The sequence below is a fragment of the Parafrankia sp. BMG5.11 genome, from assembly GCF_004337455.1.
Window position 1 is genome coordinate 1 of sequence record NZ_SJXI01000068.1, and the last position, 26,188, is coordinate 26,188.

21 protein-coding genes are annotated in these 26,188 nt (G+C 74.4%); 14 read left to right on the plus strand and 7 right to left on the minus strand.

Features of this window, described 5'->3' with window-relative positions:
• The first annotated feature begins 2,579 nt into the window (after positions 1–2,579).
• Complete coding sequence (locus E0504_RS37100) at positions 2,580–3,791, plus strand: hypothetical protein (protein WP_243657790.1); 1,212 nt, start codon at positions 2,580–2,582, stop codon at positions 3,789–3,791.
• 115 nt (positions 3,792–3,906) lie between these two features.
• Here the strand turns inward: E0504_RS37100 and E0504_RS37105 are convergent, their stop codons facing one another.
• Together E0504_RS37105 and E0504_RS37110 are read right to left on the minus strand one after the other, a co-directional pair.
• On the minus strand, positions 3,907–5,076 hold the full coding sequence (locus E0504_RS37105) for an IS110 family transposase (RefSeq protein WP_235014100.1): 1,170 nt from the start codon (positions 5,074–5,076) through the stop codon (positions 3,907–3,909).
• Positions 5,077–5,420: 344 nt separating this feature from the next.
• Complete coding sequence (locus E0504_RS37110; protein ID WP_131626773.1) at positions 5,421–6,764, minus strand: DUF1015 domain-containing protein; 1,344 nt, start codon at positions 6,762–6,764, stop codon at positions 5,421–5,423.
• Between the two features lie 334 nt (positions 6,765–7,098).
• On the opposite strand from E0504_RS37110, the gene E0504_RS37115 reads away from it, so the two are divergent.
• Both E0504_RS37115 and E0504_RS37120 read left to right on the plus strand, forming a co-directional pair.
• Positions 7,099–7,623: a M48 family metallopeptidase gene (locus E0504_RS37115; RefSeq protein ID WP_131626774.1), complete on the plus strand. Its 525-nt coding sequence runs from the start codon at positions 7,099–7,101 to the stop codon at positions 7,621–7,623.
• Entirely contained in the window at positions 7,620–8,720 is a 1,101-nt protein-coding gene (locus E0504_RS37120; RefSeq protein ID WP_112106818.1) for an HAD-IIA family hydrolase, read from the plus strand. The genes E0504_RS37115 and E0504_RS37120 overlap by 4 nt, the downstream gene beginning before the upstream one ends.
• Positions 8,721–8,810: 90 nt before the next feature.
• Here E0504_RS37120 and E0504_RS37125 read toward each other — a convergent pair whose 3' ends face one another.
• The gene (locus E0504_RS37125; protein WP_020459360.1) at positions 8,811–9,149 is read right to left on the minus strand and encodes an SCP2 sterol-binding domain-containing protein; all 339 of its coding nucleotides are present in this window, start codon (positions 9,147–9,149) and stop codon (positions 8,811–8,813) included.
• A gap of 205 nt (positions 9,150–9,354) precedes the next feature.
• On the opposite strand from E0504_RS37125, the gene E0504_RS37130 reads away from it, so the two are divergent.
• The 6 genes from E0504_RS37130 (at position 9,355) to E0504_RS37155 (ending at position 16,158) form a co-directional block, all read left to right on the plus strand.
• On the plus strand, positions 9,355–9,636 hold the full coding sequence (locus E0504_RS37130; RefSeq protein WP_131626775.1) for a hypothetical protein: 282 nt from the start codon (positions 9,355–9,357) through the stop codon (positions 9,634–9,636).
• Between the two features lie 17 nt (positions 9,637–9,653).
• The gene (locus E0504_RS37135) at positions 9,654–10,643 is read left to right on the plus strand and encodes a TlyA family RNA methyltransferase (protein ID WP_071065393.1); all 990 of its coding nucleotides are present in this window, start codon (positions 9,654–9,656) and stop codon (positions 10,641–10,643) included.
• A complete protein-coding gene (locus E0504_RS37140) occupies positions 10,640–11,527 on the plus strand; it encodes an NAD kinase (protein ID WP_071065392.1) in 888 nt (295 codons plus the stop codon). The genes E0504_RS37135 and E0504_RS37140 overlap by 4 nt, the downstream gene beginning before the upstream one ends.
• Before the next feature lie 173 nt (positions 11,528–11,700).
• Entirely contained in the window at positions 11,701–13,452 is a 1,752-nt protein-coding gene (gene recN, locus E0504_RS37145; protein ID WP_071065391.1) for a DNA repair protein RecN, read from the plus strand.
• A gap of 127 nt (positions 13,453–13,579) precedes the next feature.
• Positions 13,580–15,538, plus strand: coding sequence for a CTP synthase (locus E0504_RS37150; RefSeq protein WP_112106819.1), 1,959 nt, complete (start codon positions 13,580–13,582; stop codon positions 15,536–15,538).
• Positions 15,535–16,158: an NUDIX domain-containing protein gene (locus E0504_RS37155; protein ID WP_071065389.1), complete on the plus strand. Its 624-nt coding sequence runs from the start codon at positions 15,535–15,537 to the stop codon at positions 16,156–16,158. Before E0504_RS37150 ends, E0504_RS37155 begins: the two co-directional genes overlap by 4 nt.
• Before the next feature lie 33 nt (positions 16,159–16,191).
• Here the strand turns inward: E0504_RS37155 and E0504_RS37160 are convergent, their stop codons facing one another.
• Both E0504_RS37160 and E0504_RS37165 read right to left on the minus strand, forming a co-directional pair.
• On the minus strand, positions 16,192–17,091 hold the full coding sequence (locus E0504_RS37160) for a PKD domain-containing protein (RefSeq protein WP_071065388.1): 900 nt from the start codon (positions 17,089–17,091) through the stop codon (positions 16,192–16,194).
• Between the two features lie 2 nt (positions 17,092–17,093).
• On the minus strand, positions 17,094–17,798 hold the full coding sequence (locus E0504_RS37165) for a hypothetical protein (RefSeq protein WP_243657791.1): 705 nt from the start codon (positions 17,796–17,798) through the stop codon (positions 17,094–17,096).
• A 98-nt stretch (positions 17,799–17,896) separates the two neighbouring features.
• On the opposite strand from E0504_RS37165, the gene E0504_RS37170 reads away from it, so the two are divergent.
• Complete coding sequence (locus E0504_RS37170) at positions 17,897–19,048, plus strand: tyrosine recombinase (RefSeq protein ID WP_112106820.1); 1,152 nt, start codon at positions 17,897–17,899, stop codon at positions 19,046–19,048.
• A 190-nt stretch (positions 19,049–19,238) separates the two neighbouring features.
• On the opposite strand, the gene E0504_RS37175 is transcribed toward E0504_RS37170, so the two are convergent.
• On the minus strand, positions 19,239–19,457 hold the full coding sequence (locus tag E0504_RS37175; protein WP_006542192.1) for a hypothetical protein: 219 nt from the start codon (positions 19,455–19,457) through the stop codon (positions 19,239–19,241).
• Positions 19,458–20,086: 629 nt separating this feature from the next.
• Between E0504_RS37175 and npdG the strand changes: the two genes are divergently transcribed.
• Complete coding sequence (gene npdG / locus E0504_RS37180; protein ID WP_200835320.1) at positions 20,087–20,770, plus strand: NADPH-dependent F420 reductase; 684 nt, start codon at positions 20,087–20,089, stop codon at positions 20,768–20,770.
• Positions 20,771–20,785: 15 nt separating this feature from the next.
• Positions 20,786–21,544 carry a helical backbone metal receptor gene (locus E0504_RS37185; protein ID WP_235014098.1) on the plus strand — a complete coding sequence of 253 codons (759 nt, stop codon included), beginning with the start codon at positions 20,786–20,788 and terminating at the stop codon, positions 21,542–21,544.
• A 120-nt stretch (positions 21,545–21,664) separates the two neighbouring features.
• On the opposite strand, the gene panB is transcribed toward E0504_RS37185, so the two are convergent.
• Positions 21,665–22,606, minus strand: a complete 942-nt coding sequence (panB, locus tag E0504_RS37190) for a 3-methyl-2-oxobutanoate hydroxymethyltransferase (RefSeq protein ID WP_131626776.1) — start codon at positions 22,604–22,606, stop codon at positions 21,665–21,667.
• A gap of 576 nt (positions 22,607–23,182) precedes the next feature.
• Between panB and E0504_RS37195 the strand changes: the two genes are divergently transcribed.
• A complete protein-coding gene (locus E0504_RS37195; protein ID WP_235014099.1) occupies positions 23,183–23,827 on the plus strand; it encodes a TetR-like C-terminal domain-containing protein in 645 nt (214 codons plus the stop codon).
• Positions 23,828–24,161: 334 nt separating this feature from the next.
• A complete protein-coding gene (thrS, locus tag E0504_RS37200; RefSeq protein ID WP_112106824.1) occupies positions 24,162–26,138 on the plus strand; it encodes a threonine--tRNA ligase in 1,977 nt (658 codons plus the stop codon).
• The last annotated feature ends 50 nt before the right edge of the window (positions 26,139–26,188 follow it).

Sequence of the window (26,188 nt, forward strand, 5' to 3'; positions counted from 1 at the left end):
GGACCTTTTCCCGGCCGACGGCGGAGGCTGCTCCAGGCCCGCTGGCTGGTCTCGGCAGGGCTCGGGGAGCGGAGAGTCCCGAACAGAGTCCGCTCGGTGCCCTGGGCGCCTGCCCCTTCGAAGCCCGGAGCCTGAACCTCGAACGTCGAGCCGCCAACCTTCGAACTTCGGGCCCGGACCTCGGAGGTCAGAACCCCGAGGTCCGGGGTCCTGAGGTTTGGAGGGCCTGACCCCCACGGCTCGGGACCCTGAGCGCCAAACCAGTCCTCTGCCGGGCCGGACAGGGCAAAGCGTGGCGCCTGAGTGAGTCCATAGACTCATTCACCCGCCATGGTTGTGCTGGACCGGCCGGCGGCTGGAGTCAGACTTGCGAGACCCCGCGTCAGACCCCGATGGCCGGCGAGGTCCGCGGGCGCCGGCCGGGCGGCGGACGTCGGTCGCGCGCAGAATCAGATCCACCTGGGGAGGCCGCGTTCCGGCGCCCCGGAACGAAGGGAATGCTGTCGGTTATGCCGAACGACGAGTCGACGAGGTCCCAACCGCCGTCCAGGGCCGGCCGTGCTGCCACCGGCGGTGGCGGTGCGCGGCGCACCGAGGGCCGCCGTGACGCGCCGGGTGCCCGGCGTGGGCCGTCCTCGTCCGGCTCGTCCGGGCGGGATGCCGGTGGCGATGCACGGCGCTCCGGTCGGGTCACCAGAGGCGATGCGGGCCGGACGGGGTTCGTCCGGCGTGCGGACGGTGGGCGAGGCCCCGCGCCGGCTGGCGCCTCGGCGGCGGGGGCTGGTGGTCGTGGTGCCCCCGCACGGCAGGGCACCGGGCGCGCCGGCGGTCCGTCCCGGCAGGGAGGTCCCGGCCAGGGCGCCGGACGTCCGAAGGCCGCCTGGCGTCCCGCTGGCACAGGCCAGGGGCGTGGTGGCGCTGGCGGTTCCGGTGGACCCGGCGGCGAGCGGTGGGGTCGTCCCGCCTCGTCGCGTGAGGGTGGTCCGCGCGAAGCGAGCGGCGGGCGGCCTGCTGGAGACCGTTGGTCCGGAGGTGCGGGCCGGCCGGGAGCGCACGGTCGGCCGGAAGGGCAGGGCCGGTCCGAGGGGGGCCGGCCGGCCCGCCGCTGGGAGGGCTCCGGCCGGAGCACGCCGGCCTCGGATTCGCGGGGCCGGCAGTGGTCGGGGAGCCCGTCCCGCGAGGCGGGAGACCGCCCCAGGCAGAGTGACAGGCCGCCCTATGACGCGGCCCGCGGCACCACACCCCGTCACGACGGCCCCCGTCACGACGGCCCCCGACACGACGGGTCCCGCCATGACGGCCCTCGTCACGATGGGCCTCGGCATGACGGGCCCCGCCACGGCGGAGGTCGTGACGAGCGTGGCCGCGGTGATGCTCGGCGGGATGGCGGCGGCTGGGCCGGCGGCGGCTCTCGAGCCGGTTCGTCACCCGACCGCGGTGGACAGCGCAGCTACGGAGACGGCGGTGGACGACCGTCCGGTGGACGACCGACGTCGGGCCAGACGGCGCGAGGCTCCTCCGGGCGTCCGTACGGTGCCGGGCGGCCGGTCGGCGGTGGGCGTGACGGTTCCGCGGGCCCCGGGAACGGCGGTTCGGGCGAGAACCGGTTCGAGCGGCGCTCACGGGAGCAGGGCTCGGGCCAGTGGCGACCTTCCTCGGGGGACGCGGCGACACGGGGCGCGGCAGGTCCGCGTAGTGGGATTCGACGTGACGGCCCGGGCAGGTCCGACGGGACGGCGGCCGGCCGCGGCCCGGGTGTCGACCGGCGTCCCCCGTCGGCCGGGTCGCGGCCCTGGCAAAGCGGTGCGACCGGCGATGCCCGGACCTCCAACGGCTCCGGGTACGACCGTGGTCACCGGTCTGATCGCGCCTCCGGACCTGATCGTGGTTACCGGCCCGATCGCGGCGCCGGGTCCGACCGTGGTTACCGGTCTGATCGTGGCGCCGGGTCCGATCGCGGTGACAGCCGTCGGAGTGGCCCGCCCAGCGGGGGCTCGTCCGCACGGCCCTACACGCGGCCGACGCACCGTGAGCAGCCCGCGTCCGGCACGGACCGGGTAGATCGGGCGGAGCGCACGGACCGACCGGACGCTCCGGGCACCGGTGCGGATCGGGCCCGTCCCGACCAGACCCGCTCCTATGAGGCCCGTGCGGGCCAGGGCCGCCCGGACGAGGGCCGTGCGGGCCAGGGGGGCCCGGACCGGGGCCGCCCGGACGTGGGCCGCTCCGGTCAGGGCCGCGCGGACACGGGACGTCCGTATCAGGCACGTACGTACCAGGAACGGCCGGCTCGGCCGGATCGATCCGGTGGGAGCCGGTTCGACGCGAACCGTGCCGGCGCAGGGGGCTCCTACGCGGGTCGCCGTGGTCCGGACACCCGCTCGGGATCGAGCGGGGGACCTCGGGCCGGCCGTGGCGGGGTGAGTGGCGGGCCCAGCCGTTCGGGCCCCGGTACGCGTCCGGCCGGCGGAGCCGGGGGTCGATCCTCCGCGGGGCCGGCCGGCCGGCCGAACAGGGACGACGTCACGGCGCGCCGCAGGCCGCCCGCACCTGCGCTGCCGGACGAGGCCAAGGCCGAGTTGCTTGATCGCGACATTCGCCGTGACCTGCGCAGCGTGCCCGCGCCGCTGGCCGAGACGATCGCCCGGCACCTCGTCGCGACCGCGCTGCTCGTCGACACCGACCCGGTGCAGGCGCTGGCTCACGCGCGTGCCGCGGCGGCCCGGCTGCCCAGGATGGCCGCGGTGCGGGAGGCCGTGGGAGTCGCGGCCTACCACGCCGGCGAGTTCGCCTCCGCGCTGCTGGAGCTGCGCGCGGCCCGCCGCATCGACGGCTCGTCCCACAACCTCCCGCTGATGGCTGACGCCGAACGTGGCCTCGGTCGGCCCGAACGCGCGATCGACTACCTCTCGGACCCGGGTGTCGCGGCGCTGGACGCCGCCGGCCGGGCCGAGCTCCTGATCGTCGTGTCCGGTGCCCGGCGCGACATGGGTCAGCCGGAGGCGGCCGCGGTGCTGCTGCGCGACGAGGTGACCGCCAGAACGGAGCCGAAGCCGTGGACGCCCCGTCTCTGGTACGCCTACGCCGAGGCGCTGCTGGCGGCCGGTCGCACGATGGAGGCGCTGCGCTGGTTCACAGCCACGGCCGGCATCGACGAGGACACGACCGACGCGGCCGAGCGCGTCTACGAGCTCACCATCGATGACGAGACCGATGACGAGACCGAGATCGACAACGAGGACGGCGGCGCCGAGGACGACGGGCCGGAGAGCGATCGGCTCGAGGACGAGCTGCTCGGTGACGAGAGACTCGAAGACGACGGGCCCGCCGCCGGGACCCACGACGGCGCGGCCGTAGACGAACCGGACCCTGACGGCCTGATCGCCTCCGGCACAGGTGCGGCCGTTGACGCCGTGGCAGATGACGCCGCGCTGGCCGACGCCGACGCCGACGCCGACGCCGACGCCGACGATGCCGGTGACGCGGACGCGGACGCGGACGCGGAAGCTGAGGCCGCCGACCATGGCGACACGGGTGGTGCCAGTGACGCCGGGGCAGCGGTCGATGTGACCGTCGACGGCGAGCCGGCGGCACCGGTCGAGCAGCCGGCGCCGGCGGAGCCCGCCGCGGCCGTGGAGCCCATCGAGGTCGGCTTCTCCGCGGCCGAGGACACGAGCGCGGTGCCTGCCGCGGAGGTGACCGCCGACACCCCGCCGATTCCAGAGATCATTTTCTCGGACGCCCCGGGCGGTGCGGACCAGGCCGGAGCGCACCGGACATCCGAGGACTGACCCCGGGGCACCGCCACTCTCTCGGGCGCTCGAACTGCTGAGCGCCCGAGAGAGACCGGGCCTTCGAGCACCCGAGCCCCTCGAAGGCCCGAAAGACATCCCAGGAGCTGAAGTGTCAAGCCGCGATCTGTTCGACGTGATGCGACCAGGCTGTCGTCTCGTCGTAGAGGGTGCCGGTCTTGAGGCAGCCGTGCAGGATGCCGACGAGTCGGTTGGCGAGCTGGCGCAGGGCCGCGTTGTGGTTGGCTCCGCGTTCTCGTTGCCGGTCGTAGTAGGCACGGGCGCCCGGGGACACGCGCAGGCTGCAGAACGCCTGGGTCATGAGGGCGTCGACGAGCCGGTCGTTGTGGACGAAGCGGGCCGCGACGGTCCTCTTCTTCCCGGAGGCTCGCGTGATCGGGGAGGTGCCGGCGTAGTTCTTGCGGGCTTTGGCGGTGGCGTAGCGGTCGGGGTCGTCGCCGAACTCCGCGAGCACCCGGGCGCCGAGGACCGGCCCCAGCCCCGGCTGGCTGAGGACGGTCTTAGCGGCCGGGTGCCGGCCAAAATGGGCTTCGACCCGCTCCTCGAGAGTCTTGACCTGCTCGTCCAGTACGGCCAGGACCGCGACCAGGGCGCGGGTCGAAGCGGCGTAGGCGGTGGTCACGACGTCGGGCTGGCCGAGGTGCTCGGCCCGCAACGCGGCCTGGATCGCCGCGGTCTTGGCGGCCACGTCGCGGCGGCGGGCGCGTTTGAGCGCCGCGGCGATCTGGCTGGCCGTCAGCCGGGCCGCCTCGGCCGGGGTGGGCGCCTTGGCCAGCAGTTCCAGGGTGTCGGCGGCGTCCAGGTCGTCGAAAGCGGCCAGCGCGGCGGGGAAGTAGTCGAGCAACGCGTGCCGCAGCCGCTGGGTGTGCCGGGTCCGTTCCCAGATCAGTGTCTTGTGGGTGCGGGTCACGACCCTGACCGCCTCGACCAGGGCGGTGTCCCCGGCCACTGGCCGCAACTGGTGGGAGTCGGTGCGGACCATGTCCGCGAGCACGTGCGCGTCGGCGGCGTCGCTCTTGGCTCCGGACACGGCGTGCCGTTCACGGTAGCGGGACGCCTGCAACGGATTGATCGCGAACACCTGGTAGCCGGCGGCGACCAGTGCCCGCGCCCACGGGCCCCGGTCGGTCTCGATCCCGACCAGCACCTCGACCGCATCGGGGTCGTCCCCGACCTGCTCGCCGATCATCGCGTGCAGCCGGGTCATCCCCGCCACGCCCTCGGGCAGCCGGGCCTTGCCCAGCCGGCGGCCCGAGGCATCCATCACCTCCACGTCGTGGTGGTCTTCCGCCCAGTCGTCCCCGACGAACAGTCGCAACGCCTCTCCCGCCCTCCATGCCGATCACCGTGAGCAGCCAGCGGGAGAACTATCAGCGACCTGATGAACACAGTGCTCACGCCGCACGCGGCGGGCACGACATCCCATCAGCGATCAACTCTCCCGGCCTGACCGGCAGGGGCACTGTCTTTCGTCAGGACTCGAAGTCCAGGACACACGAGTGCTCACCTGCCGGCGGCTACCGCTCGGAGTCTGCCGGATGGCTTACTCCCAGAACTCATTAGGACAGGCGCCAAGGACAGGCGCCAAGGACAGGCGCCTGAGCGGAGTCAGTCCAACGGGCGTATCAGCAGGCCGGTGCGTGGCTTCGGGGTGAACAGGGTCGACTTCCGGGGCATCCGCTCCGCGGCCCCGGCGACGGCGGTCACGTCGGCGACCGGGGTCGGGTTGAGTAGCAGCGCGACACCGCCGGTGGCGCGTGCGGCGGCGAGCGCGGCGGGGGCGTCGTGGTAGTAGTCGACGACGCCGACCCTGTCCTCCAGGCCCCACACGTTCGTGATCAGCGCCAGGTGCGCGACGGTCACGTCGAGGCCGCGGAACGCCGCCGACCGGTCGGCGGGCAGCGCGCGAGCGAGGAGATCGGCGGCGGGCGCCGTCAGCAGATAGGCGTCCGAGTCGTCGCTGATCACGAAGGCGTGGCCGTCGTGGCCCGCCTTGGCGAGCTCGTCGAGCAGCGCCGCGGGGTCGACCGGTGCGCCGGCGCCAGCGCCGGCGCCGGCGGCCTCGGTCAGCCGGCGGACGGTGAAGGCGCCCTCGGCCCGCGCTACGGCGTCGGCGAGGGTGAGTCCCAGCACGGCGCGGTGGATCGCGTGCACCTGCGGGCCGTTGGCGGTCGCGTCCACCAGGAAGGTGAGCCCGAAGTCCCAGGCGCCGGCACCGTCGCCCGCGGCGTGCCGTTCCGCCTGGTAATGGCGGTATGTGGCGTACCGGTGGTGGCCGTCGGCGATGACCGCGCGGCGGGGGAGGAGATCCGCCGCGATGGTCTCCAGCTGGGCGGGGTCGTCGATCGCCCAGATCCGGTGGGTCACCCCGTCGTCGGTGTGGGCGTCCACGATCGGCGGGGTGGTCACCGCGGCGGCGACGACCTGGCTGGCCGGGCCGCCGCCGTCGTAGAGCAGGAAGATCGGTTCCAGGTTCGCGGCGGTCGCCCGAGTCAGCGCGAGCCGGTCGGAGACCGGGCCGGCCATGGTGTTCTCGTGGGGCAGGACGATGCCCGCGTCCGGGTCGGCCAGGGCGAGGGCGCCGACGAGTCCGCGCTGGAGGTGGCCGTCCTGCTCCTGCTCGTAGACGTAGAGCGCGGGGGCCTCGTCCCGGGCGAGGATCCCGGCGTCCAGCCATTCCCGCAGGGTGCGCGCCGCCCGGTCGTACCGGCTGTCCGGCTCGCCGGGGGACTCGGCGGGGGAGAGGTCCCGCGGCAGGATCAGCCGGACGACGTTGTGCTCCGCGGCCGCCTCGAGGGCGGTGCGGCCGTCCTCGTCGATGACGTCGTAGGGCGGGGAGGTCAGCGCGGCGAGATCCGGGCCGGCGGCGGTGAACCGCGCCGCGCGGAACGGCGCGAGGACGAGCCCGGCTGGAACGGGCACGGCGGCGTCAGGGGCAACCATGAGGCGCATCGTAGGTGCTGGGGCTGCCCGGTCGCCCCCGCCTGCCGGCCAGGTCACGCCGCGGAAGACAGGCCGTTATTCCGATGTTGAGGCATGTGGACGCCGCTTGCGGCGAAACTGGATGGGAGGGTGGGACGCCTCCACCCCACCTGGGTCGCCGAGGACGTCGGCCGGGGGGCCGGCCGGATGACGGCCGGTCGCCGGTGCCGGTCATGGGCGGTGCCGGTCGGGCTTCGGCCGCGACCGGTGACTGCCCGGCGCGGCCCGGTGCGGCGTCCCGGTGGTGCTGATGCCGCCGCCGCGGTGGCCACGGCCGTGGCGGTCCGGACGACGTGGAGGTGCCATGACGGAGGAATTCGGCGTTCCGAACGGCAATGGCAACGCTGACGGCAATGGCAACGCTGACGGCAATGGCAACGCTGATGGCAATGGCAATGGCGTCGTCGGCGGCGGCGGTAGTGGCGGTGAGCGGCGGCAGGCCGAGTCGGTCCGCTCGCCGGCCGGCGAGGTCTACGACTGGTACACCCGCGGGATGGCGCTGCTCGGGCACGGTGACGCGAACGCGGCGGTGCAGCTCCTCGCGCATGCCGTCGCGGCGGAGCCGGCGTCCCCGAGTGTGCGGGAGGCGCTGGGCCGGGCGCAGTTCGAGGCCGGGCAGTACGACGACGCCCTGCGGACCTTCGCCTGGATCGTCGACCGCCATCCGACCGACGACTACGCCCAGTTCGGCCTCGGGATGGCCGCGCGCCGCACCGGCGACCTGCGCTCCGCCGTCGAGCATCTTGCGCTCGCGGTGGCGATGCGGCCCGATCTGGCGCACTACGGGGTCGCCCTGCGCGGGGCGCGGGCCGCTCTGAACCGCGCGTGACGGTCCCCCGAGAGGCGGCGGGCACGGCGCGGTCCGTGCTCGCCGGCATGAGCCGTCCACTGGCGGCGATGTTCGACGTCGCGCTGATGGATCTCGACGGGGTGGTGAACCGCGGCGAGCGGGCTGTGCCGCACGCCGCGGCGGCCATCGAGGCCGCGGGCCGGCAGGGGATGCGCACCGTCTACGTGACGAACAACGCGCTGCGGACCCCGGAGACCGTCGCCGCGCGGCTGACGGGTTTCGGCGTGCCAGCCGAACCGTCGGAGGTCGTCACCTCGGCGCAGGCGGCGGCGCACGTGCTCGCCGAACGGCTACCGGCCGGGGCGGTGGTCCTGGTCGCCGGAGGTGTCGGGCTCCGGGAGGCGGTGCGCGCGGAGGGCCTGGTCCCGACCGGGTCGGCCGCGGACGAGCCGGCCGCCGTGGTCCAGGGCTTCGATCCGGAGATCAACTATGCCCGGCTGGCCGAGGCGGTGCTGGCGATCCGGGCGGGGGCGTGGTGGGTCGCGAGCAACACCGACCTGACGGTGCCGACGGAGCGTGGCCTGGCGCCCGGTAACGGGGCGCTGGTGGCCTTCGTCCGGGCCGCGACGGGCGCGGAGCCAGAGGTGACCGGGAAACCGGAGTTCGCGATGCACGCGGAGTCGGTGCGGCGCAGCGGCGCGTGTGATCCGATCATCGTCGGCGACCGGCTGGACACCGACATCGAGGCGGGTTTCCGCGCCGGCACGCCGACTCTGCTGGTGTTCACCGGTGTCACCGGGCCCGCGGAGCTGCTCGGCGCGCCCGCGCGGCACCGGCCGACCTTCCTCGCCGCCGACCTGCGCGGGCTGCTGCGCCCCCAGCCCGCCGCGCTCGCCCGGGACGGCTCATCCCGGTGCGGCGGGTGGACGTGCGACCTGAACGGCGGCACCCTGCGCTGGCACCAGGCCGACCCCGGGAGCGACGGGCTGGACGCCGGGCCGGACGACGGGCTGGACGCGCTGCGGGCCGCGTGCGCGCTGGTCTGGGCGGCAGCGGACGAGGGCCGTCCGGTCGAGGCCCTGGCCACTGATCGGCCGCCGGGCTGCGAGGACCTGCGCGCGCCGGCCGCGCGCTGACGACGTCCCGGCGACCCGCGGGCCCGGTCGGGACAGGAGCCCATCAGAAGCAGGGCCCAGCCGGAGCCGGCCCAGCCGGAGCCGGCACGGTCAGAGCAGGGAGCGGACCCGCAGGAGGTCGCGGACGCTCGCGTCGACCTTGAGCCGGCCGCTGGCCCACGCCGTCGTCACCGAAAGGGTGCCGTCGGTCACGGCGAGCAGGTCGTCGCTGCTCAGGGTGAGGGTGATCTGGGCCCCCGGCAGCTCGCCCTCGCCGATGTCGCGCAGGCAGCCGTCGCGGAGCTGGCCGGAGAACGTGGTCCGCAGGTCCGGGATCCGGCACACGATCACCCGGTCCGGGGTACGCGGCGGCCGGCGCTCGCGTGTGAGCTCGTCGAGCCGGTCGGCGAGGGCTCGCAGTGCTGCCTCGCACTGCAGTCTGTCCGCCATGCTGGACGGTCACCTCCTGCGCCCGCAGCACCCGTCGTCCGTGCCGTAATGGATCCTCCGGGTACGGCGGATCCGGCCGTCAGCGACACTAGCGTGTGCGTGCCGCCCCCGGCGGGACGCCGGCGGATGTGAGGGCAGCCACGTGCCCGCCAGGTGATGCCGCGGCCGGGCACGGACGCCCCCCGGAATGCGAGAGGCTGGTTCGGTGAACACCGACGAACTGTCCGCCGAGCTGAGCGCGGCGCTCGCGCGGCTCGCCACGCTCCCCGGTCGGCCGGCCGCCGAGCACCTGGAGACGTTCGAGGACGTGCACCGGCTGCTGGAGGAATCGTTAGAGGATCTCGCGGGCGGCTCGTCGCGCGGCCCGGGCGCGGCGCCGTCGCCCGGTCCGACCGCCGGCCCGGATCCCGGGCCGCGCGCTGCTCCGGGCCCCGGTCCGCGTCCTGCTCCGGGCCCCGGCCCGGGCGGCGCCCGGGCACCTCGGTGAGACGGGCGGGATCACCGGTGGCCCGCAGGATCCGTCTGGACGCGGAGCTTGTCCGTCGCCGGCTCGTCTCCTCCCGGGAACGGGCGGTCGAGGCGATCGCCGCGGGCCGCGTGCGGGTCGGCGGCGTCACCGCGACGAAGCCGGCGACGGTCGTCGACGGGGCGACGTCGATCGTGCTCGCCGTGGACGACGACCCCGGCTATGCCTCCCGGGGAGCGCACAAGCTGGTCGGCGCGTTCGAGGCGTTCGGCGTCCCGGCGCCCGGGACGCCCGGCCTGTCTGGCGGGCCCGGCCAGCCTGATGTGCCGGCTCGGCCTGGTTCGCCCGCGGCGGTGGCGGGGCCGCCGGCGCTCGTGGTCGCCGGGCGGCGGTGCCTCGACGCCGGTGCGTCGACCGGCGGGTTCACCGACGTGCTCCTCAGGTACGGCGCGGCGCGGGTCGTGGCCGTCGACGTCGGATACGGGCAGCTTGTCTGGCGGCTGCGCTCCGATCCGCGGGTGCGCGTGCTGGACCGGACGAACGTCCGCAACCTCACGCCCGAGCAGGTCGGCGAGCCGGTGGAGCTGGTCGTGGGCGACCTCTCGTTCATCTCGCTGGTCCTGGTGCTGCCCGCGCTGCGCGCGTGCGCCGCGCCGGACGCCGACTTCGTCCTGCTGGTCAAGCCGCAGTTCGAGGTGGGCCGGGAGCTTCTCGGCTCCGGTGGTGTGGTCCGTGATGTGGCCCTGCACGCCCGGGCGGTGCGCACCGTCGTGACCGCCGCCGAGGGGCTCGGGCTGGGGGCGCGCGGCGTGGCGGCCAGCCCGCTGCCGGGACCCGCCGGCAACGTCGAGTACCTCGCCTGGCTGCGCGCGGACGTCCGCCCGACCTCCGGCGAGGTCGAGGCGATGATCACCGCTGCGATCGAGGCGGGGCCCGCGAGCACGGCGGCCCCCGCCCCAGCGCCGCCGCCGTCGTCCCAGGACGCCGGCCAGGACGCCCGAGCCGACGGCGAAAGGACCGGCCGATGACCCGCGAGGTACTCGTCGTCAGCCACCCGCGCCGTTCCGTTGTACGGGAGAGCGCGCAGCGCGTGCTGGAGATGCTCGTGGCCGCCGGTGTCTCCCCGCGGGTCCTGCGGGACGAGGCCGAGCTGCTCGACCTGTCGGCGCCGAACGTGGTCACGGGGGACACCGACGCCGCGGTCGGCGCCGAGCTGGTGCTCGTGCTCGGTGGTGACGGCAGCCTGCTGCGCGGCGCCGAGTTCGCCCGCTCGGCGGACATCCCGCTGCTCGGGGTCAACCTCGGGCACGTGGGCTTCCTGGCCGAGGCGGAGCCCGACGCGCTGGAGGCCACCGTCGAGCACGTCGTCCGCAAGGAGTACTCGGTCGAGGAGCGGATGACCGTCGACGTGACGGTGCGCCACCGTGGCGAGCTCATCTACACCGGCTGGGCGCTCAACGAGATGTCGCTGGAGAAGGCCGGGCGGGCCCGGATGCTCGAGTGTGTCCTGGAGATCGACGGGCGGCCGCTGTCGCGCTGGGGCTGTGACGGCGTGATCTGCTCGACGCCGACCGGGTCGACCGCGTACGCGTTCTCGGCGGGCGGCCCGGTGATGTGGCCGGGGGTGGAGTCGCTGCTGGTGGTGCCGATCAGCGCGCACGCGCTGTTCGCCCGGCCGCTGGTGCTCACCCCGACGTCGACCGTGGCCATCGAGGTGCTGCCGGACGTCCCGGCGGTGCTCTACTGCGACGGGCGGCGACTGGTCGACGTCCCCGAGCTGTCGCGGGTGGAGGTGGTGCGGGGCCGGCGCCCGGTGCGGCTGGCGGTAATCAGGCCACGTCCGTTCACCGATCGGCTGGTGGCCAAGTTCGACCTGCCGGTGGTGGGGTGGCGCGGCCGCTCGGGGCGCTGAGCCGGCCGGGGCTGCCGGGGTTTCGGCCCGCTGAGCTGGGAGGACGCGGCGGGCGGAGAAGTGGCGGGGCGAGCGGGGCCGGCGTGGTGACGTGACCGGAATCGGTGGCACGGCTCCGATCTCCCCGATTTCCGGGTGCCGTCCGTGGTGGGGGTGACGCTAGAGTTCGGGGCGTGCTCGAGGAGATTCGCATCCGTGGCCTCGGGGTCATCGATGACGCCGTCCTCGACCTGGCGCCGGGGCTGACGGTGGTCAGCGGCGAGACCGGCGCCGGCAAGACCATGATCGTGCAGGGGCTCGGCCTGCTGACCGGGGGCCGCGCCGACTACGCGCTGGTCTCCCCGCTGGCCGGGCGTGCCTTCGTCGAGGCCCGGCTCGTCGTGCCGGCCGACTCCGGGCTCGCCAAGCGTGTCCGCGAGCTCGACGGCGACGTCGACGAGGACGTCATCATCATGGGCCGCACGCTGAGCGCCGAGGGCCGCTCGCGGGCCCAGCTCGCGGGGCGTTCGGTGCCCGCGAGTGTCCTCGCGGAGATCACCGAGAACGTGATCGCCGTGCACGGGCAGTCCGAGGCGCAGCGGCTGCGCCGTCCCGCGACCCAGCGCGACGCGCTCGACCGGTTCGCCGGCGCCTCCGTCGCCGAGCCGCTCGTCCGGTACGGGCAGGTGTACGCGCGGCTGGCGAAGGTCCGCGCCCGGCTGGCCGACATCACCGGGCGGTCGCGGGAGCGGGCGCAGGAGGCGGAGCTGCTCCGGCTCGGCCTGGCCGACGTCGAACGGGTCGCGCCGCAGCCCGGCGAGGATGTCGCGCTCGACGCGGAGCTGCGCCGGCTGGAACATTCCGAGACCCTGCTGCGGGTGGCGCGTTCGGCGCACGGCGCGCTGGTCAGCGACCCCGCGACCGGTGAGGACGTCCCCGCCGCCGCCGAGCTGGTCGGCTCCGCCCGCCGGATCGTGGCCGGCGACGCCGCGCTCGACCCGGCACTGGAGGAACTGGCGGGCCGGTTGACGGAGCTGTCGAGCCTGCTGACCGACGTGGCCGCCGACCTGGCCTCCTACGCCGCCGGGGTGGAGTCCGACCCGGAGCGGCTCGCTCAGGCGCAGGAACGCAAGGCGGCGCTGACCGCACTGGCCCGCGCGCACGGCACGGACGTCGACGGCGTGCTGCGGTGGGCCGACACCGCCGGGCGTCGCCTGCTCGAGCTCGACGCCGACGGCGACCAGACAGGCGCGCTGGCCGCCGAGCGCGCCGAGCTGACCGCGGAGCTCGCCGGCCTGGCCGAGCGGATCAGCGCGGCGCGCTCCGCCGCCGCCGAGCGGTTCGGCGCGGCGGTCGCCGCCGAGCTGGCCGGCCTCGCCATGCCGCGGGCCCGGGTGGAGGCGGCGGTCGGGCACCGCGACGACCCGAACGGTCTGCCTGTCGGCGGCCGGACGCTGGCCTACGGGCCGAGCGGGATCGACGACGTCGAGCTTCGCCTGGTTCCGCACCCGGGCGCGCCGGCCCGGCCGGTCGAGAAGGGCGCCTCGGGCGGCGAGCTCTCCCGGGTGATGCTGGCGATCGAGGTGGTGCTCGCGGCGGCCGACGCCGGGGCGACGATGGTCTTCGACGAGGTCGACGCCGGAGTGGGCGGGCGCGCCGCGGTCGAGATCGGCCGCCGCCTCGCCCGGCTCGCCCGCACCCACCAGGTCATCTGCATCACCCATCTGCCGCAGGTCGCCGCGTTCGCCGACCGGCACCTGGTCGTGCGCAAGGCCGATGACGGTTCGGTGACCCGCAGCGGCGTGGTGGCGCTCGACGGCCCCGGGCGGGTCCGGGAGCTGTCGCGGATGCTGGCCGGCCAGGAGGAGAGCTCGCTGGCCCGCGGCCACGCCGAGGAGCTGCTCGCCGCCGCCGCCGCCGACAAGGCCGCCCTCGCCCAGCCGTGACCGCCCGGCCCCGGCGAGCCGGGTGGCCGGCGGCGGGGCGGGGCGTTGGCCTGCTCGGCACGGTGTTACCGTGAAGACCCGTGGAGGCGCCGGGGCCGGACCGGCGGCGTGACCACGGGGGTTCCGCGTGGCGCAGGCGCATGTGACCAAGCACGTGTTCGTGACGGGAGGTGTGGCGTCCAGTCTCGGTAAGGGACTGACGGCGTCCAGCCTCGGCCGTCTACTCAAGGCCCGCGGTCTGCGGGTCACGATGCAGAAGCTCGACCCGTATCTGAACGTTGATCCGGGAACGATGAACCCGTTCCAGCACGGCGAGGTGTTCGTCACCAATGACGGCGCCGAGACCGACCTGGACATCGGGCACTACGAACGCTTCCTCGACGTCGACCTCGACGGCAGCGCGAACGTGACCACCGGGCAGGTGTACTCGGCGGTCATCGCCCGCGAGCGGCGCGGCGGGTACCTCGGTGAGACGGTGCAGGTCGTCCCGCACATCACCGACGAGATCAAGGGCCGGATCCGCCGGCTGGCCACCGATTCGGTGGACGTGGTGATCACCGAGGTGGGTGGCACCGTCGGCGACATCGAGTCGCTGCCCTACCTGGAGGCGATCCGCCAGGTCCGGCACGAGGTCGGCCGGGACAACGCGCTGACGGTGCACGTCAGCCTCGTCCCGTACCTCGCGCCGTCGGGTGAGCTGAAGACCAAGCCGACCCAGCACTCGGTCGCGGCGCTGCGCAGCATCGGCCTGCAGCCGGACGCGGTGGTCTGCCGCTCCGACCGGCCGCTGCCCGACGCGCTCAAGCGTAAGATCGCCATGATGTGCGACGTCGACGACGAGGCGGTCGTCGGCGCACCGGACGCCGGCTCGATCTACGACATCCCGAAGGTGCTGCACAAGGAGGGCCTCGACGCCTACGTCGTGCGCCGGCTCGGCCTCAGCTTCCGGGACGTCGACTGGACGGAGTGGGACACCCTGCTCCGCCGGGTGCACCATCCCTCGAACACCGCCACGGTGGCGATCGTCGGCAAGTACGTCGACCTGCCCGACGCCTACCTGTCGGTGACCGAGGCGCTGCGCGCCGGCGCGTTCGCCGTCGACGCCCGCGCGGACATCCGCTGGATCGGGTCGGACGAGTTCACCTCGCCCGCCGCCGCCGCGCACGCGCTGGAAGGCGTGGACGGGATCATCGTTCCGGGCGGGTTCGGGATCCGCGGCATCGAGGGCAAGATCGAGGTGCTGCGGCACGCCCGCGAGCATGGCATTCCCACGCTGGGGATCTGCCTGGGCCTGCAGTGCATGGTGATCGAGGCCGGCCGTTCGCTGGCCGGGCTGGCCGGGTCGAACTCCACCGAGTTCGACCCGGAGACCGCCCACCCGGTGATCTCCACGATGGCCGACCAGCACGACGTGGTCGCCGGCAAGCGGGACATGGGCGGCACGATGCGGCTCGGCCTGTACCCGTGCGCGCTGGGCGCGGGGACCGTCGCCCGCCGGGAGTACGGCGAGCCGGAGGTGCTCGAGCGCCACCGGCACCGCTACGAGGTCAACAACTCCTACCGGGAGCGGCTGACTGCCGCCGGGCTGGTGTTCTCCGGCACCTCGCCGGACGGCCGCCTGGTCGAGGTCGTCGAGCTGCCGGCCGACGTCCACCCGTTCTACGTGGGGACGCAGGCGCACCCGGAGTTCCGGTCGCGGCCGACGCGCGCGCACCCGCTGTTCCGCGGGCTCGCCGCCGCCGCCGTGGCCCACGCCGACCGGCGCCGGGGCCGGCTGCCCGTCGACATCCCGGACGGTGGCGTCGGGGGCGGCGGCGTCGCGGGTGGCGGGCCCGCCGATGGTGACATGATCGGGTCGGGTGACGGTGACGCGGCCGGTGCGCGGGCGGGCAACGGTGCCCGGTCGGCCGGTGGGCGGGCCCGCCGGGGCCGTGCGGAGCAGAGCGTGGCGACCGGCGCCGGCACGACCGCCGGTGCCAGCGGTGCCGCGGGTACCGGTGGTGCCGTGGGTGCCGCATTGCCCGGTGGGTCCACGGGGCCGGCCGCGGCGGCCGGTGTGAGCGACGGAGAGCTGGTTTCCCCATGAGCGGTGCCGTGCACACCTACGAGGTGGCGGACAGCTCCGTCGCCTACCGCGGGCGGGTCATCGCCGTTCGCCGTGACATGGTGCGGATGCCCGACGGTGACACGTCCCAGCGGGACGTGGTGGTGCACCCGGGCGCGGTCGGCGTCGTCGCCCTGGACGACCAGGAGCGGGTGGTGATGGTCCGCCAGTACCGGCACCCGGTGGGCGGCCAGCTGTGGGAGCTGCCCGCGGGCATCCTCGACGTCCCCGGCGAGCCGGCGTCCGTCGCGGCCGCACGGGAGCTCGCCGAGGAGGCGGGCCTGCGGCCGGGCCGTCTCGACCTGCTCGTCGACGTCTACGCCTCGCCGGGGATGACCGACGAGGCCTTCCGGCTGTTCCTGGCCCGTGACCTGGTGGAGATCCCGGCGGCCGAGCGGCATGTCGGCGTCCACGAGGAGGCCGAGATGGACATCACCCGCGTCGACCTGTCGGAGGCGGTGGACCGGGTGATGCGTGGCGAGATCACCAACGGGATGGCGGTGATCGGCCTGCTGGCGACCTACCGCGCCCGGGTGGACGGGTACGAGCGGTTGCGCCCGCTCGGCTCGGAATGGTCGGCCCGGCCCGCCGCGAGCGGCTGATCGGCGCCCGTCGACAGTACCGGTGTACGGGGCTCAGTCGTTGTCGACGAGCACGCCGCCGGCCTCCTCGATGGTGATTGGCTCGGCCGCGGCGAGGACGACGTCCGCCAGCGGGAACGCCTGCGCCACCCCGGGCACGGTGAAGAAGCCGTCCCAGGTCACGGTGAGGGTCACCTGGTAGGTGCCCGGGCGGTGGTAGGCGTGGGCGACGTAGGCGTCCGGGTGGTCGCGGGGGGAGATCGCCGGGTCGTAGGGGCGGCCGGGCGCGTCCGGGCCGGTCTCGCCGTCGCCGAAGTCCCAGACGTAGTGCGGGTTCGCGCTGATCGTGGCCAGGACGGGTTCGGCGACGTCGAAGGTGAACGCGTCGGGCACCGCCGTGTGCATGATCGTCGGTAGGTTCGCGAAGCTGTTCCCGACCGGCTGGATCACTACGTCCGGGGTGGGCAGCAGCTCCTCGCGCAGGTAGTCGGCGAGCTGCGCGGCGATGTCGGCGACGGCGATGCCGTCGGGGTCGTAGAGCACCGGGCCGCAGTTCGCGACGAGCGCGTCGTACTCGGCGCGTTCCGCCGCGGTCATCTCCGGGGCGGGGCCGACGCCGGTCAGCAGCGCGCACAGCGCGTCCGGGTCGGGCGGACAGTCGTCGCCACAGCCGCCGCCACCACCCCCGCCGGTGGCGCCGCCGAGCGGTACCCGCTCGAGGTACCCGCCGCGGTAGCGGTACTGGTAGCCGTTGTCCGTGGCCCGGGTGTCGCAGCTGCCCCACCGCGCTCCGGTGCACGGGACCTGCGCCGCCGTCTCCGGACCGGGCACGGGGGCGGCCCAGGCGGGAGATCCCGGCGCGGACAGCGGGCCGGGACCGGCTCCGCCGAGGGCGAGCAGCGCGGCCGCGACCAGTGCGGCGAGGGCGGCCAGGTGGCCGCGGCGGTGACTCACGGCTACCCCGCGGCGTAGGTGATGGTCTGGACGCGCCAGCCGGGGCCGGTCAGCGCGAGGCGGGCCGTCGCGGTGCGGGTGGGCACGGCCGGTTCCGTGCCGGCGTCGCGGCCCGCCGGGTCGAGCAGGTGGACCTGTCGGGTCGTGGCGATGAAGCGAACGTCGACGACGGTGCCGATGCGTTCGCCGGCGGCCAGCCCGGTGATCTCGTAGGGCTCCTGGGCCGCGCGCAGCCCGAGCTGGTCGAGGCGGCGGGTCATGCCGACGTCCAGGGTGCAGGTCTGGCAGCCCGGCAGCGCGGTCGCCGAGACGTCGGCGACCCGCCCGCCGCGGGCGGCGGCGTTGATCTCGCGGTAGTAGGCCTCGACGACCCGGCCGGCCGCGGCGGGGGAGTCGTCGGACGGGTCGGCCGCACCGCCGGCCGGCCCGCCGGTGGTGGTGGTCGGTGCCGAGGTGCCGGTGGCCGCCGCGGTGCCCGGGCCGCCGGCGGGGCCGGGGCTCACCGGGCCGCCGACCGTGGCGGAGCCGGGACGTGCGGGCGGCGGTGCCCCACCCGAGGGGCCCGCGCCTCCGCAGCCGGCGAGGACCGACCCCGCCAGGAGCGAGGCCGCGCAGACCGAGGCCGCGCGGGCCGATCCGGCGCGAACCGGGCCGGCTATCGAGGTGGTGGCGATGGTGTACCCCCGACGTGCGGCGAAACGTGACAATACAATGCCCGTCCGCACAAGCTGTCACGATAGACGCTCGACGGCGCCGTGGGACGGGCAACGGCGAACCGTCGCAGCCACGTCCTAATATCAGTTCGATGATGACCACGGTGGAAGGCGGCGACGCCCGCCGGGGTGGGCCGCCGGGCGATCCGGCCGGCCCGGTCCAGGTCATCGAGCGTTACCTGGACCACGTCGACGGCGAGCGCGGGCTGGCCCGGAACTCGGTGCTGGCCTACCGCCGTGACCTGCGCCGCTACCGCGAGCACCTGGCGGCCGGCGGGATCACCTCGCTGGCGGCGGTGGGGGAGGCGCAGATCGCGGAGTTCGCCGCCGCCCTGCGGGAGGGCGACGAGACCCATCCGCCGCTCGCCCCGGCGTCGGTGGCCCGGATGCTGGTCGCGGTCCGGTCGCTGCACCGGTTCGCCGCGCAGGAGGGCGACGTCAGCGAGGACGTGGCCCGTCCGGTCCGGCCGCCGGTGCCGCCCAGGCGGCTGCCGCGGGCGCTCACCGTCGACCAGGTGAGCGCGGTCATCGCCGCCGCGGTGGCCGGCGGCCCGGAGTACGCGGAGGTCTCCGGCGGCGACCCGGCGGAGCTGGCCCGGCGGCTGCGCTCCGCGGCCCTGCTCGAACTGCTCTACGGGACGGGCGCGCGGATCTCCGAGGCCGTCGGGCTGGACCTGGACGATCTCGACCTGGACCGGTCCGCGGTGCGGCTGCGGGGCAAGGGCGGGCGGGACAGGGTCGTCCCGCTCGGCCGGTACGCGGTGACCGCGCTGGAACGCTACCTGCGGCGCGGACGGCCGCATCTGGTCACCGAGTGTTCGGGGGCGGCGGTCTTCGTCTCGCGCCGGGGGAACCGGCTGTCCCGGCAGAGCGCGTGGTCGGCGCTGCGCGCGGCGGCGAACGCGGCCGGCGTTCCCGGAGCGTCGCCGCACGTGCTGCGGCACTCGTTCGCGACCCACCTGCTCGACGGCGGCGCGGATGTCCGGGTGGTGCAGGAGCTGCTGGGGCATGCCTCGGTCAGCACGACCCAGATCTACACGCTGGTCACGATGGACCATCTGCGTGAGGTGTACGCGTCGTCCCACCCGCGGGCCCTGCGACGCTCGCCCGGGTTCGGGTATCCGTCCGCGCCGGGCACGGGCGGCGCCGTGCCGGGCCCCGGCCTGGCCGCGGCGGACGCCGGCCTGGTGGCACCCGGTGCGGACCAGGTCTTTCCTCCGCGCCCTGCCGCCGGCACCCCGTGACGGGCACCCCGTTGTCGGATGCCCTCTGAGTTGTCGGGTGCCCTTTGAACGGTCGGCCGCCCATGGGTGACCGACGCGCGCGACGATGACCCCGGGCGACCCGTGAGGTCGACCGGCCTGCTTCCGGACCGGCCTGCTGCCAGAGCGTCCCTGTTCAGGACGGCCTTCGTTCGGGACGGTGCGAGCCGTTTCAGGACGGCGTGTACGGCCCCAGGCTCGGCATTCCGTTGGAGGGCGCGGGCGAGGGGACGCCGCCGACCCCGCCCACCGACTGGTTGCTGCGCTCGGCGAGAGTCTCGCCCACCTTGCGCGCGATCGCTTCCATCAGGCGCAGTGCCTGCGGCAGCGACAGGTTCAGCACCACTTCGCTGTCGTTCGTCATCGCGAAGCGAACCGACACGTCCGCCATTGCTCGACCTCTCTCGCCTGACTCGTAAGATCTGCCTGCCGAAGATCTGCTTGTTACGTGTGATTGGGAACGGTACGGCCCATCTGGGACGAACGCACGTCCGGGGCTCCCCGAAGCGTACGGATCCTCACGTTGCGTCAGGTCGTCGGTGCTCCGCGTCGTGGTCAGAGTTCGATGAAGATCCGCCACTCGTGCTGCTCCTTCGCCGATCGCGATGCTCCGCCGGAGGCGTCGGTGCCGCCTGCCCGAGCCGGGGATCAGTCCAGCTCACATCAATGATCACGATCGTAGCTACCCCGTTGTTTCTTCATAGTCCCCTATCGGGTGGGTGGCCCCGCGAGGGGGTGGGGGTAAATGTCCTTCCGTCGGCCGTTGTGTGCCCCTGTGTGCTGCGTGGGGCCTTCGTGGTATCTGACGGTCGAGGTCACCGGCAACCCTCGGGTGGGGAACCCCTCATGCCGATACCGCGTGCTCCCCGGTCCGCCCACCGCCTCTCCCTGGTAACCCGCCTCTCCCTGGCAGCCCACCGCGGGCCGGCGCTCGTCGGGTCGCGAACCCCGAACTGGGAGCGGAGTCACAGGGTGTGACGGTGGTCGGCACGTGGAGCGGGTTTCGGGCAGGATGGCCTGGTGAGCTCAGCATCGACGCCTCTTCCGGACGTCTCCTCGCTCGTGATCGGCATCCTCGGCGGTTCGGGGCCGCAGGGCGGCGGGCTCGCCGTCCGCTTCGCGATGGCGGGTCACCAGGTCCTCGTCGGGTCGCGCTCGGCCGAGCGCGGCCGGGAGGCGGCCGCGAAGCTGGCCGCGTCCGGGCGGAACATCTCCGGCGGCGACAACGCCGACGTCGCCGAGCGGGCCGACGTCGTGATCGTCGCCGTCCCGTGGGAGGGGCACGGCGAGCTGCTGGCCGACCTGCGCAAGCAGCTGGCCGGCAAGATCGTGATCGACTGCGTGAACCCGATGGGCTTCGACAAGGGTGGCGCGTTCGCGCTGCCCGTCGCCGAGGGCAGCGCCGCGCAGCAGGCCGCCGCCGTGCTGGCGGACAGCACCGTCGTCGGCGCCTTCCACCACGTGTCGGCCGTCCTGCTCATGGACGAGTCCGTCGAGTCGATCGACACCGACATCCTGGTCATCGGCGACGACCGCTCCGCGACCGACACGGTGATCGCGCTGGCGAACCGGATCACCGGGATGCGCGGCATCTACGCCGGCAAGCTGCGCAACGCCGGCCAGGTCGAGGCGTTCACCGCCAACCTCATCTCGGTCAACCGCCGCTACAAGGCGCACGCCGGCCTGCGCGTCACCGACGTCTGAGCGGGCGTCCACCCCGTGCCGGTCGACGATCTGGGTGAGCGGGTGGACGTCCCCGCTGTGGTCCGGCGCGTGGTCTCCCTGGTGCCGAGCCTGACCGAGTCCGTCGCGGCGACGGCGCCCGGCCTGCTGGTGGGGGCCACCGACTGGTGCTCCCGGCCGGCGGACCTGGCCGTGACGCGGGTGCGCGGCACGAAGAACCCGGACATCGCGGCGATCGTGGCGCTGGCGCCGGACGTCGTCTGCGCCAACGCCGAGGAGAACCGGCAGCCGGACCTGGACGCGCTGCGGGCGGCCGGGCTCGCCGTCTGGGTGACGGCGCCGACCACCGTGCCCGCGGCCCTGCGCAGCCTCGACCGCCTGCTGCGCCTGGCCTGCCTGCTGCCCCGTCCCAGCTGGCTGGAGACGGCGGAGCGGGTCTGGGCGGCGCCGAGCGACGGCCCGCGCCGGCGCGCCGTCGTCCCGATCTGGCGCCGGCCGTGGATGGCGCTCGGCCGCGACACGTTCGCCGGTGACCTGCTGGCCCGGCTCGGGGTCGACAACGCCCTCGCCGGGGCGGACGAGCGCTACCCGCGGGTGGATCTCGACACGCTGCCCGCACATGATCTCGTGGTGCTGCCCGACGAGCCGTACGCGTTCAGCCCGTCGGACGGGCCGGAGGCGTTCGTCGCGCCCGCGGTGTGCGTCTCCGGTCGGCTCCTCACCTGGTACGGGCCGTCGCTGGTCGAGGCCCGCGCGGAGCTGTCCACCGCGCTCGCCGCGGCCCCCCGGCCCTAACGGCGAAACCGGGACGGCGGGACGGCGGCGGCCGACGAACGTCGCGGGACAGCGGGATGGGCGGCGGGACGAACGGCGGGGCGGTGGGCCCCGGGTGCGGGCCCGCCGCCCCGCCGGAGGTCAGTAGCTGTGCTCGACAGTCGGGTAGAGGCCGCTCGACACCTCGTCACGGAACGCGGCCGCGGCGTCGGTGAGCGCCGTGCGCAGGTCGGCGAACCGCCTGACGAAGCGGGGCGCCTGGCCGCCGGTCAGGCCGGCCATGTCCTGCCAGACGAGGACCTGCGCGTCGCAGTCGGCGCCGGCGCCGATCCCCACCGTGGAGATCAGCAGCTCCTTGGTCACCCGGGCGGCCAGGTCGGCGGGGACGACCTCCAGCACGACGGCGAACGCGCCCGCCTCCTGCAGGCCCAGCGCGTCGGCGAGCAGGACCTCACCGGCGCCGTCGCGGCCCTGTACCCGGTAGCCGCCGAAGGCGTGGACGCTCTGCGGGGTCAGGCCGAGGTGGCCCATCACCGGGATGCCGGCGGCCACCAGCGCCTCGACCTGGGGCAGCACCCGCGCGCCGCCCTCGAGCTTGACCGCGTGTGCCCCGCCCTCCTTGAGGAAGCGGGTCGCGGTCGTCAGCGCCTGCTCGGGGCTCGCCTGGTAGGAGCCGAACGGCAGGTCGGCGATGACCATCGCGTGTGGCGCGCCGCGCACCACCGCGCGGACCAGCGGGACCAGCTCGTCCACGGTGATCGGGACGGTGGTCTCGTAGCCGTAGACGGTGTTTGCCGCGGAGTCCCCGACGAGGAGGACCGGGATGCCGGCCTCGTCGAAGATCCCGGCGGTGATCACGTCGTAGGCGGTGAGCATGGCCCACCGCTGGCCGCGGTCCTTGGCCGCGCGGATGTCGCGGACTGTGGTCCGGCTGTGGCTGGCGGGCCGGATGGTGGTCGGTGTGGCGGGCGCCTGGCCACCGGTTCGGGGCGTGGTCGGCGCGCCGTAGAGCGTCGCCGCCGGCTCCGTTCCGGGCGTGGCGGGGCCGCTGGATGAGCGGGGCTTGCCGATCGATGAAGTCATGCGATCTCCCGGTGATCCGTCCGGGCGCGGGATCGCGTCCCGGCGTGCCCCCATGCTGCCACCGATCCGCCTTCGCGCGGAGCCCTGCCGTGGGGCACCGGCCCGAGGGTGACATCGCGGCCCACGGGGTGGGGCCGGGCTGTCACCCTCGCGTGCCCTCCCTGGGCCCGGCGGCGGCGCATGCCGAGCGTGTCCGGATGGTCTCCATTGTTTGTGTGGAGTGTCGGAGCTGGTGTGTTGACCTGCGGTGGCGCATCATGCACAGGCGCGCTGCAATCGCAAACGGATGCGTGTGGCATCGCGCGGACGTACTGTCCGATCTTGTGAGCCGCGGGCGGGGAAACGTGCCGGCACAGTGTGCCCGGAGTCACCGGGTGCCCGGGTCGCCATGCCCGGGGCCACGGGTGCCCCGGGCCGCTGGGTGCCCAGGGGCACCGGGCGGGCAGACCCGACTGGGACGGTCCACGGTCCACGGTCCGTGGGTGGCGTGACGAAGGCGCGGGTGGCGTAGGGCATGCGGATGGACCAGTACGGCGACCGGCCTGGGCCGCCACCACCGTCGGGCCGGGCGGTCTGATGGCCGTCACACACGTGCGCGGGGCGGCGCCCGGGGGCCGGCCGGCGCCCGCGCCCTCAGGGGTGGTGCGCCCGCCGGGGCGTCCGCGGGACACCCGCTGCGACACCGCGATCATCCAGGCGACGCTGACCGAGCTGGCCACCAGCGGGTTCGGTGGGCTGTCGATGGAGGCGGTCGCGGCCGCGGCCGGGGTGGGCAAGGGCACCGTCTACCGGCGCTGGCCGACGAAGGGTGCCCTGGTCGCCGACGCGCTGGCGACGCTGGCGGAGCCCTACGAGCCGCACGACACCGGCTCGCTGCGCGACGACCTCGTCGCCGCGCTCAACTCGGTGCGCCGGCACAGCATCCAGACGCTGTCGGGGCGGATCATGCCGCGCCTGCTGGCGGAGAAGGAGACCCACCCGGAGTTGTTCGAGACCTACCGCCAGCAGGTGATCGTCCCGTCGCGGGAGCGGGTGGCAAGCGTCCTGCGGCGCGGGGTGGCCGACGGTGAGCTCCTGGCCGACCTGGACATCGACCTGGTGACGGACATGCTCGTCGGCCCGGTCTCCTACCGCCAGTACACCAGCGGGAGCCACGAGGTCAGCGGCACCCGGATCGGCCAGATCGTGGACACCGCCCTGGGTGGTATCCGCCTCTGCTGACCGGTCCCCGCCCACCGGCGGCAGCCGTCCGCCCACCGGGTGGTCGCCGGCCCGCCTGCCCGGCGAGGGCCGATGTGTCACTGTGCGTGTAATTCCGTTGGGGTGCCCGGAGCGCGCGAGTAGCATCGGCGGTCGGGACGACCTGGCAACCGCACGACCTGGCCCGCATCGCGGCCACGCGCCCGGTACCGGCGGTTCGAGGCCGGCACGCGGCCCAGCCGGCCCGACAACCAGAGAACCCGAGATTCGCAGATCCCCGAGAACCAGCCGATCCGTGATCAGGGGCGGTCACAGGCACGCCCCGGTCGTTCGTCCAACGCAGCAGGAGAAACCGGTGTCCGACGTCCGCGTAACCGTCCAGCGAGGTCAGCAGGCCGAGGAGCGGGTGGTGCGGACGGGGACTACGGCCGCCGAGCTCTTCGACGGGGAGCGGTCGGTGATCGCGGCCCGCGTGGGTGGTCTCCAGCGTGACCTCTCCCATCCGCTCGCCGCCGGTGACGTCGTCGAGCCGATCACCGTCGACTCGCCGGACGGGCGGGCCATCGTCCGCCACTCCTGCGCCCACGTGGTGGCACAGGCGGTGCAGAACCTGTTCCCCAAGGCCCGGCTCGGCATCGGCCCGCCGATCCAGGACGGCTTCTACTACGACTTCGACGTCGAGCGCCCGTTCACCCCGGAGGATCTCAAGGCCGTCGAGAAGCGCGCCCAGGAGATCATCAAGGCCGGTCAGCGCTTCGCCCGGCGGGTCGTCTCCGAGGACGAGGCGCGCGCCGAGCTCGCCGACGAGCCGTACAAGATCGAGCTGATCGGGCTGAAGTCCAGCGCGGGCGACGACGCCGAGGCCGGGGTCGAGGTGGGCGAGGGCGAGCTCACCATCTACGACAACCTCGACCCGAAGTCCGGCGAGCTGTGCTGGAAGGACCTGTGCCGCGGGCCGCACGTGCCCACCACCCGGCACATCCCCGCGTTCGCGGTCCAGCGCTCGGCGGCGGCGTACTGGCGGGGCAGCGAGCGCAACCCGCAGCTGCAGCGCATCTACGGCACTGCCTGGGAGTCCCGCGACGCGCTCAAGGCCTACCAGCACCGGCTGGCCGAGGCGGAGAAGCGCGACCACCGCCGGCTGGGCGCCGAGCTCGACCTGTTCTCGTTCCCGACCGAGATCGGGCCCGGCCTGGCCGTGTTCCACCCCAAGGGCGGCGCGATCCGCACCGTGATGGAGGACTACTCGCGGCGCCGGCACATCGAGGCCGGGTACGAGTTCGTCAACACCCCGCACATCACCAAGTCGGATCTCTACGAGATCTCCGGGCACCTCGACTGGTTCGCCGACGGCATGTACCCGCCCATGCAGCTCGACGGTGGGGCGGACTACTACCTCAAGCCGATGAACTGCCCGATGCACATCCTGATCTTCCGGTCGCGCGGCCGGTCGTACCGGGAGCTGCCGCTGCGGCTGTTCGAGTTCGGCACCGTCTACCGGTACGAGAAGTCCGGGGTCGTGCACGGCCTGACCCGGGTCCGCGGCCTCACCCAGGACGACGCGCACCTGTTCTGCGCCCGCGAGCAGCTGCCCACCGAGCTCGACACCGTCCTGAAGTTCGTGCTCGGCCTGCTGCGCGACTACGGCCTGGAGGACTTCTACCTCGAGCTGTCGACCCGTCCGCCGGGCAAGGCGATCGGCAGCGACGAGGAGTGGGAGGAGGCGACCGAGCTGCTGCGTGAGGCCGCCTCCAAGCAGGACCTCGAGCTCGTCATGGACGAGGGCGGCGGCGCGTTCTACGGGCCGAAGATCTCCGTGCAGGCCCGGGACGCGATCGGGCGCACCTGGCAGCTGTCCACCATCCAGGTCGACTTCCAGCTCCCGCAGCGCTTCGACATGACCTACCAGGCGGCGGACGGCACCCGCCAGCGCCCGTTCATGATCCACCGGGCGCTGTTCGGGACGATCGAGCGGTTCTTCGCGATCCTGCTGGAGCACTACGCCGGCGCGCTGCCGCCGTGGCTGGCTCCCGTGCAGGTGGTGGGCATCCCGATCACCGACGAGCACGTGCCGTATCTGACCGACGTGGCGGCGAAGCTGCGGCAGCGGGGCATCCGCGTCGAGGTCGACTCCTCCGACGACCGGATGCAGAAGAAGATCCGCACCGCCCAGAAGCAGAAGGTGCCCTTCATGCTGCTCGCCGGCGACGAGGACGTCGCCAAGGGCGCGGTGTCCTTCCGCTTCCGGGACGGCACGCAGCGCAACGGCGTGCCGGTGGACGAGGCCGTCGCGGAGATCCTCGACGCCGTCGAGCGTCGTATCCAGGTCTGAGCACGGCCCACCCCGCCCGCGGTCAGGCCGTCCGCGGGCGGGGCCGCCCG

Excerpts from the sequence above, each read along its gene's own strand:
- E0504_RS37105 (WP_235014100.1), bottom strand. The coding sequence starts at position 5,076 with ATGGATGCCTCGGGCCGCCGGCTGGGCAAGGCCCGGCTGCCCGAGGGC.
- E0504_RS37110 (WP_131626773.1), bottom strand. The coding sequence starts at position 6,764 with ATGCGCCTCATGGTTGCCCCTGACGCCGCCGTGCCCGTTCCAGCCGGG.
- E0504_RS37115 (WP_131626774.1), top strand. The coding sequence starts at position 7,099 with ATGACGGAGGAATTCGGCGTTCCGAACGGCAATGGCAACGCTGACGGC.
- E0504_RS37125 (WP_020459360.1), bottom strand. The coding sequence starts at position 9,149 with ATGGCGGACAGACTGCAGTGCGAGGCAGCACTGCGAGCCCTCGCCGAC.
- E0504_RS37140 (WP_071065392.1), top strand. The coding sequence starts at position 10,640 with ATGACCCGCGAGGTACTCGTCGTCAGCCACCCGCGCCGTTCCGTTGTA.
- E0504_RS37155 (WP_071065389.1), top strand. The coding sequence starts at position 15,535 with ATGAGCGGTGCCGTGCACACCTACGAGGTGGCGGACAGCTCCGTCGCC.
- E0504_RS37170 (WP_112106820.1), top strand. The coding sequence starts at position 17,897 with ATGATGACCACGGTGGAAGGCGGCGACGCCCGCCGGGGTGGGCCGCCG.
- E0504_RS37175 (WP_006542192.1), bottom strand. The coding sequence starts at position 19,457 with ATGGCGGACGTGTCGGTTCGCTTCGCGATGACGAACGACAGCGAAGTG.
- panB (WP_131626776.1), bottom strand. The coding sequence starts at position 22,606 with ATGACTTCATCGATCGGCAAGCCCCGCTCATCCAGCGGCCCCGCCACG.
- E0504_RS37195 (WP_235014099.1), top strand. The coding sequence starts at position 23,183 with ATGGCCGTCACACACGTGCGCGGGGCGGCGCCCGGGGGCCGGCCGGCG.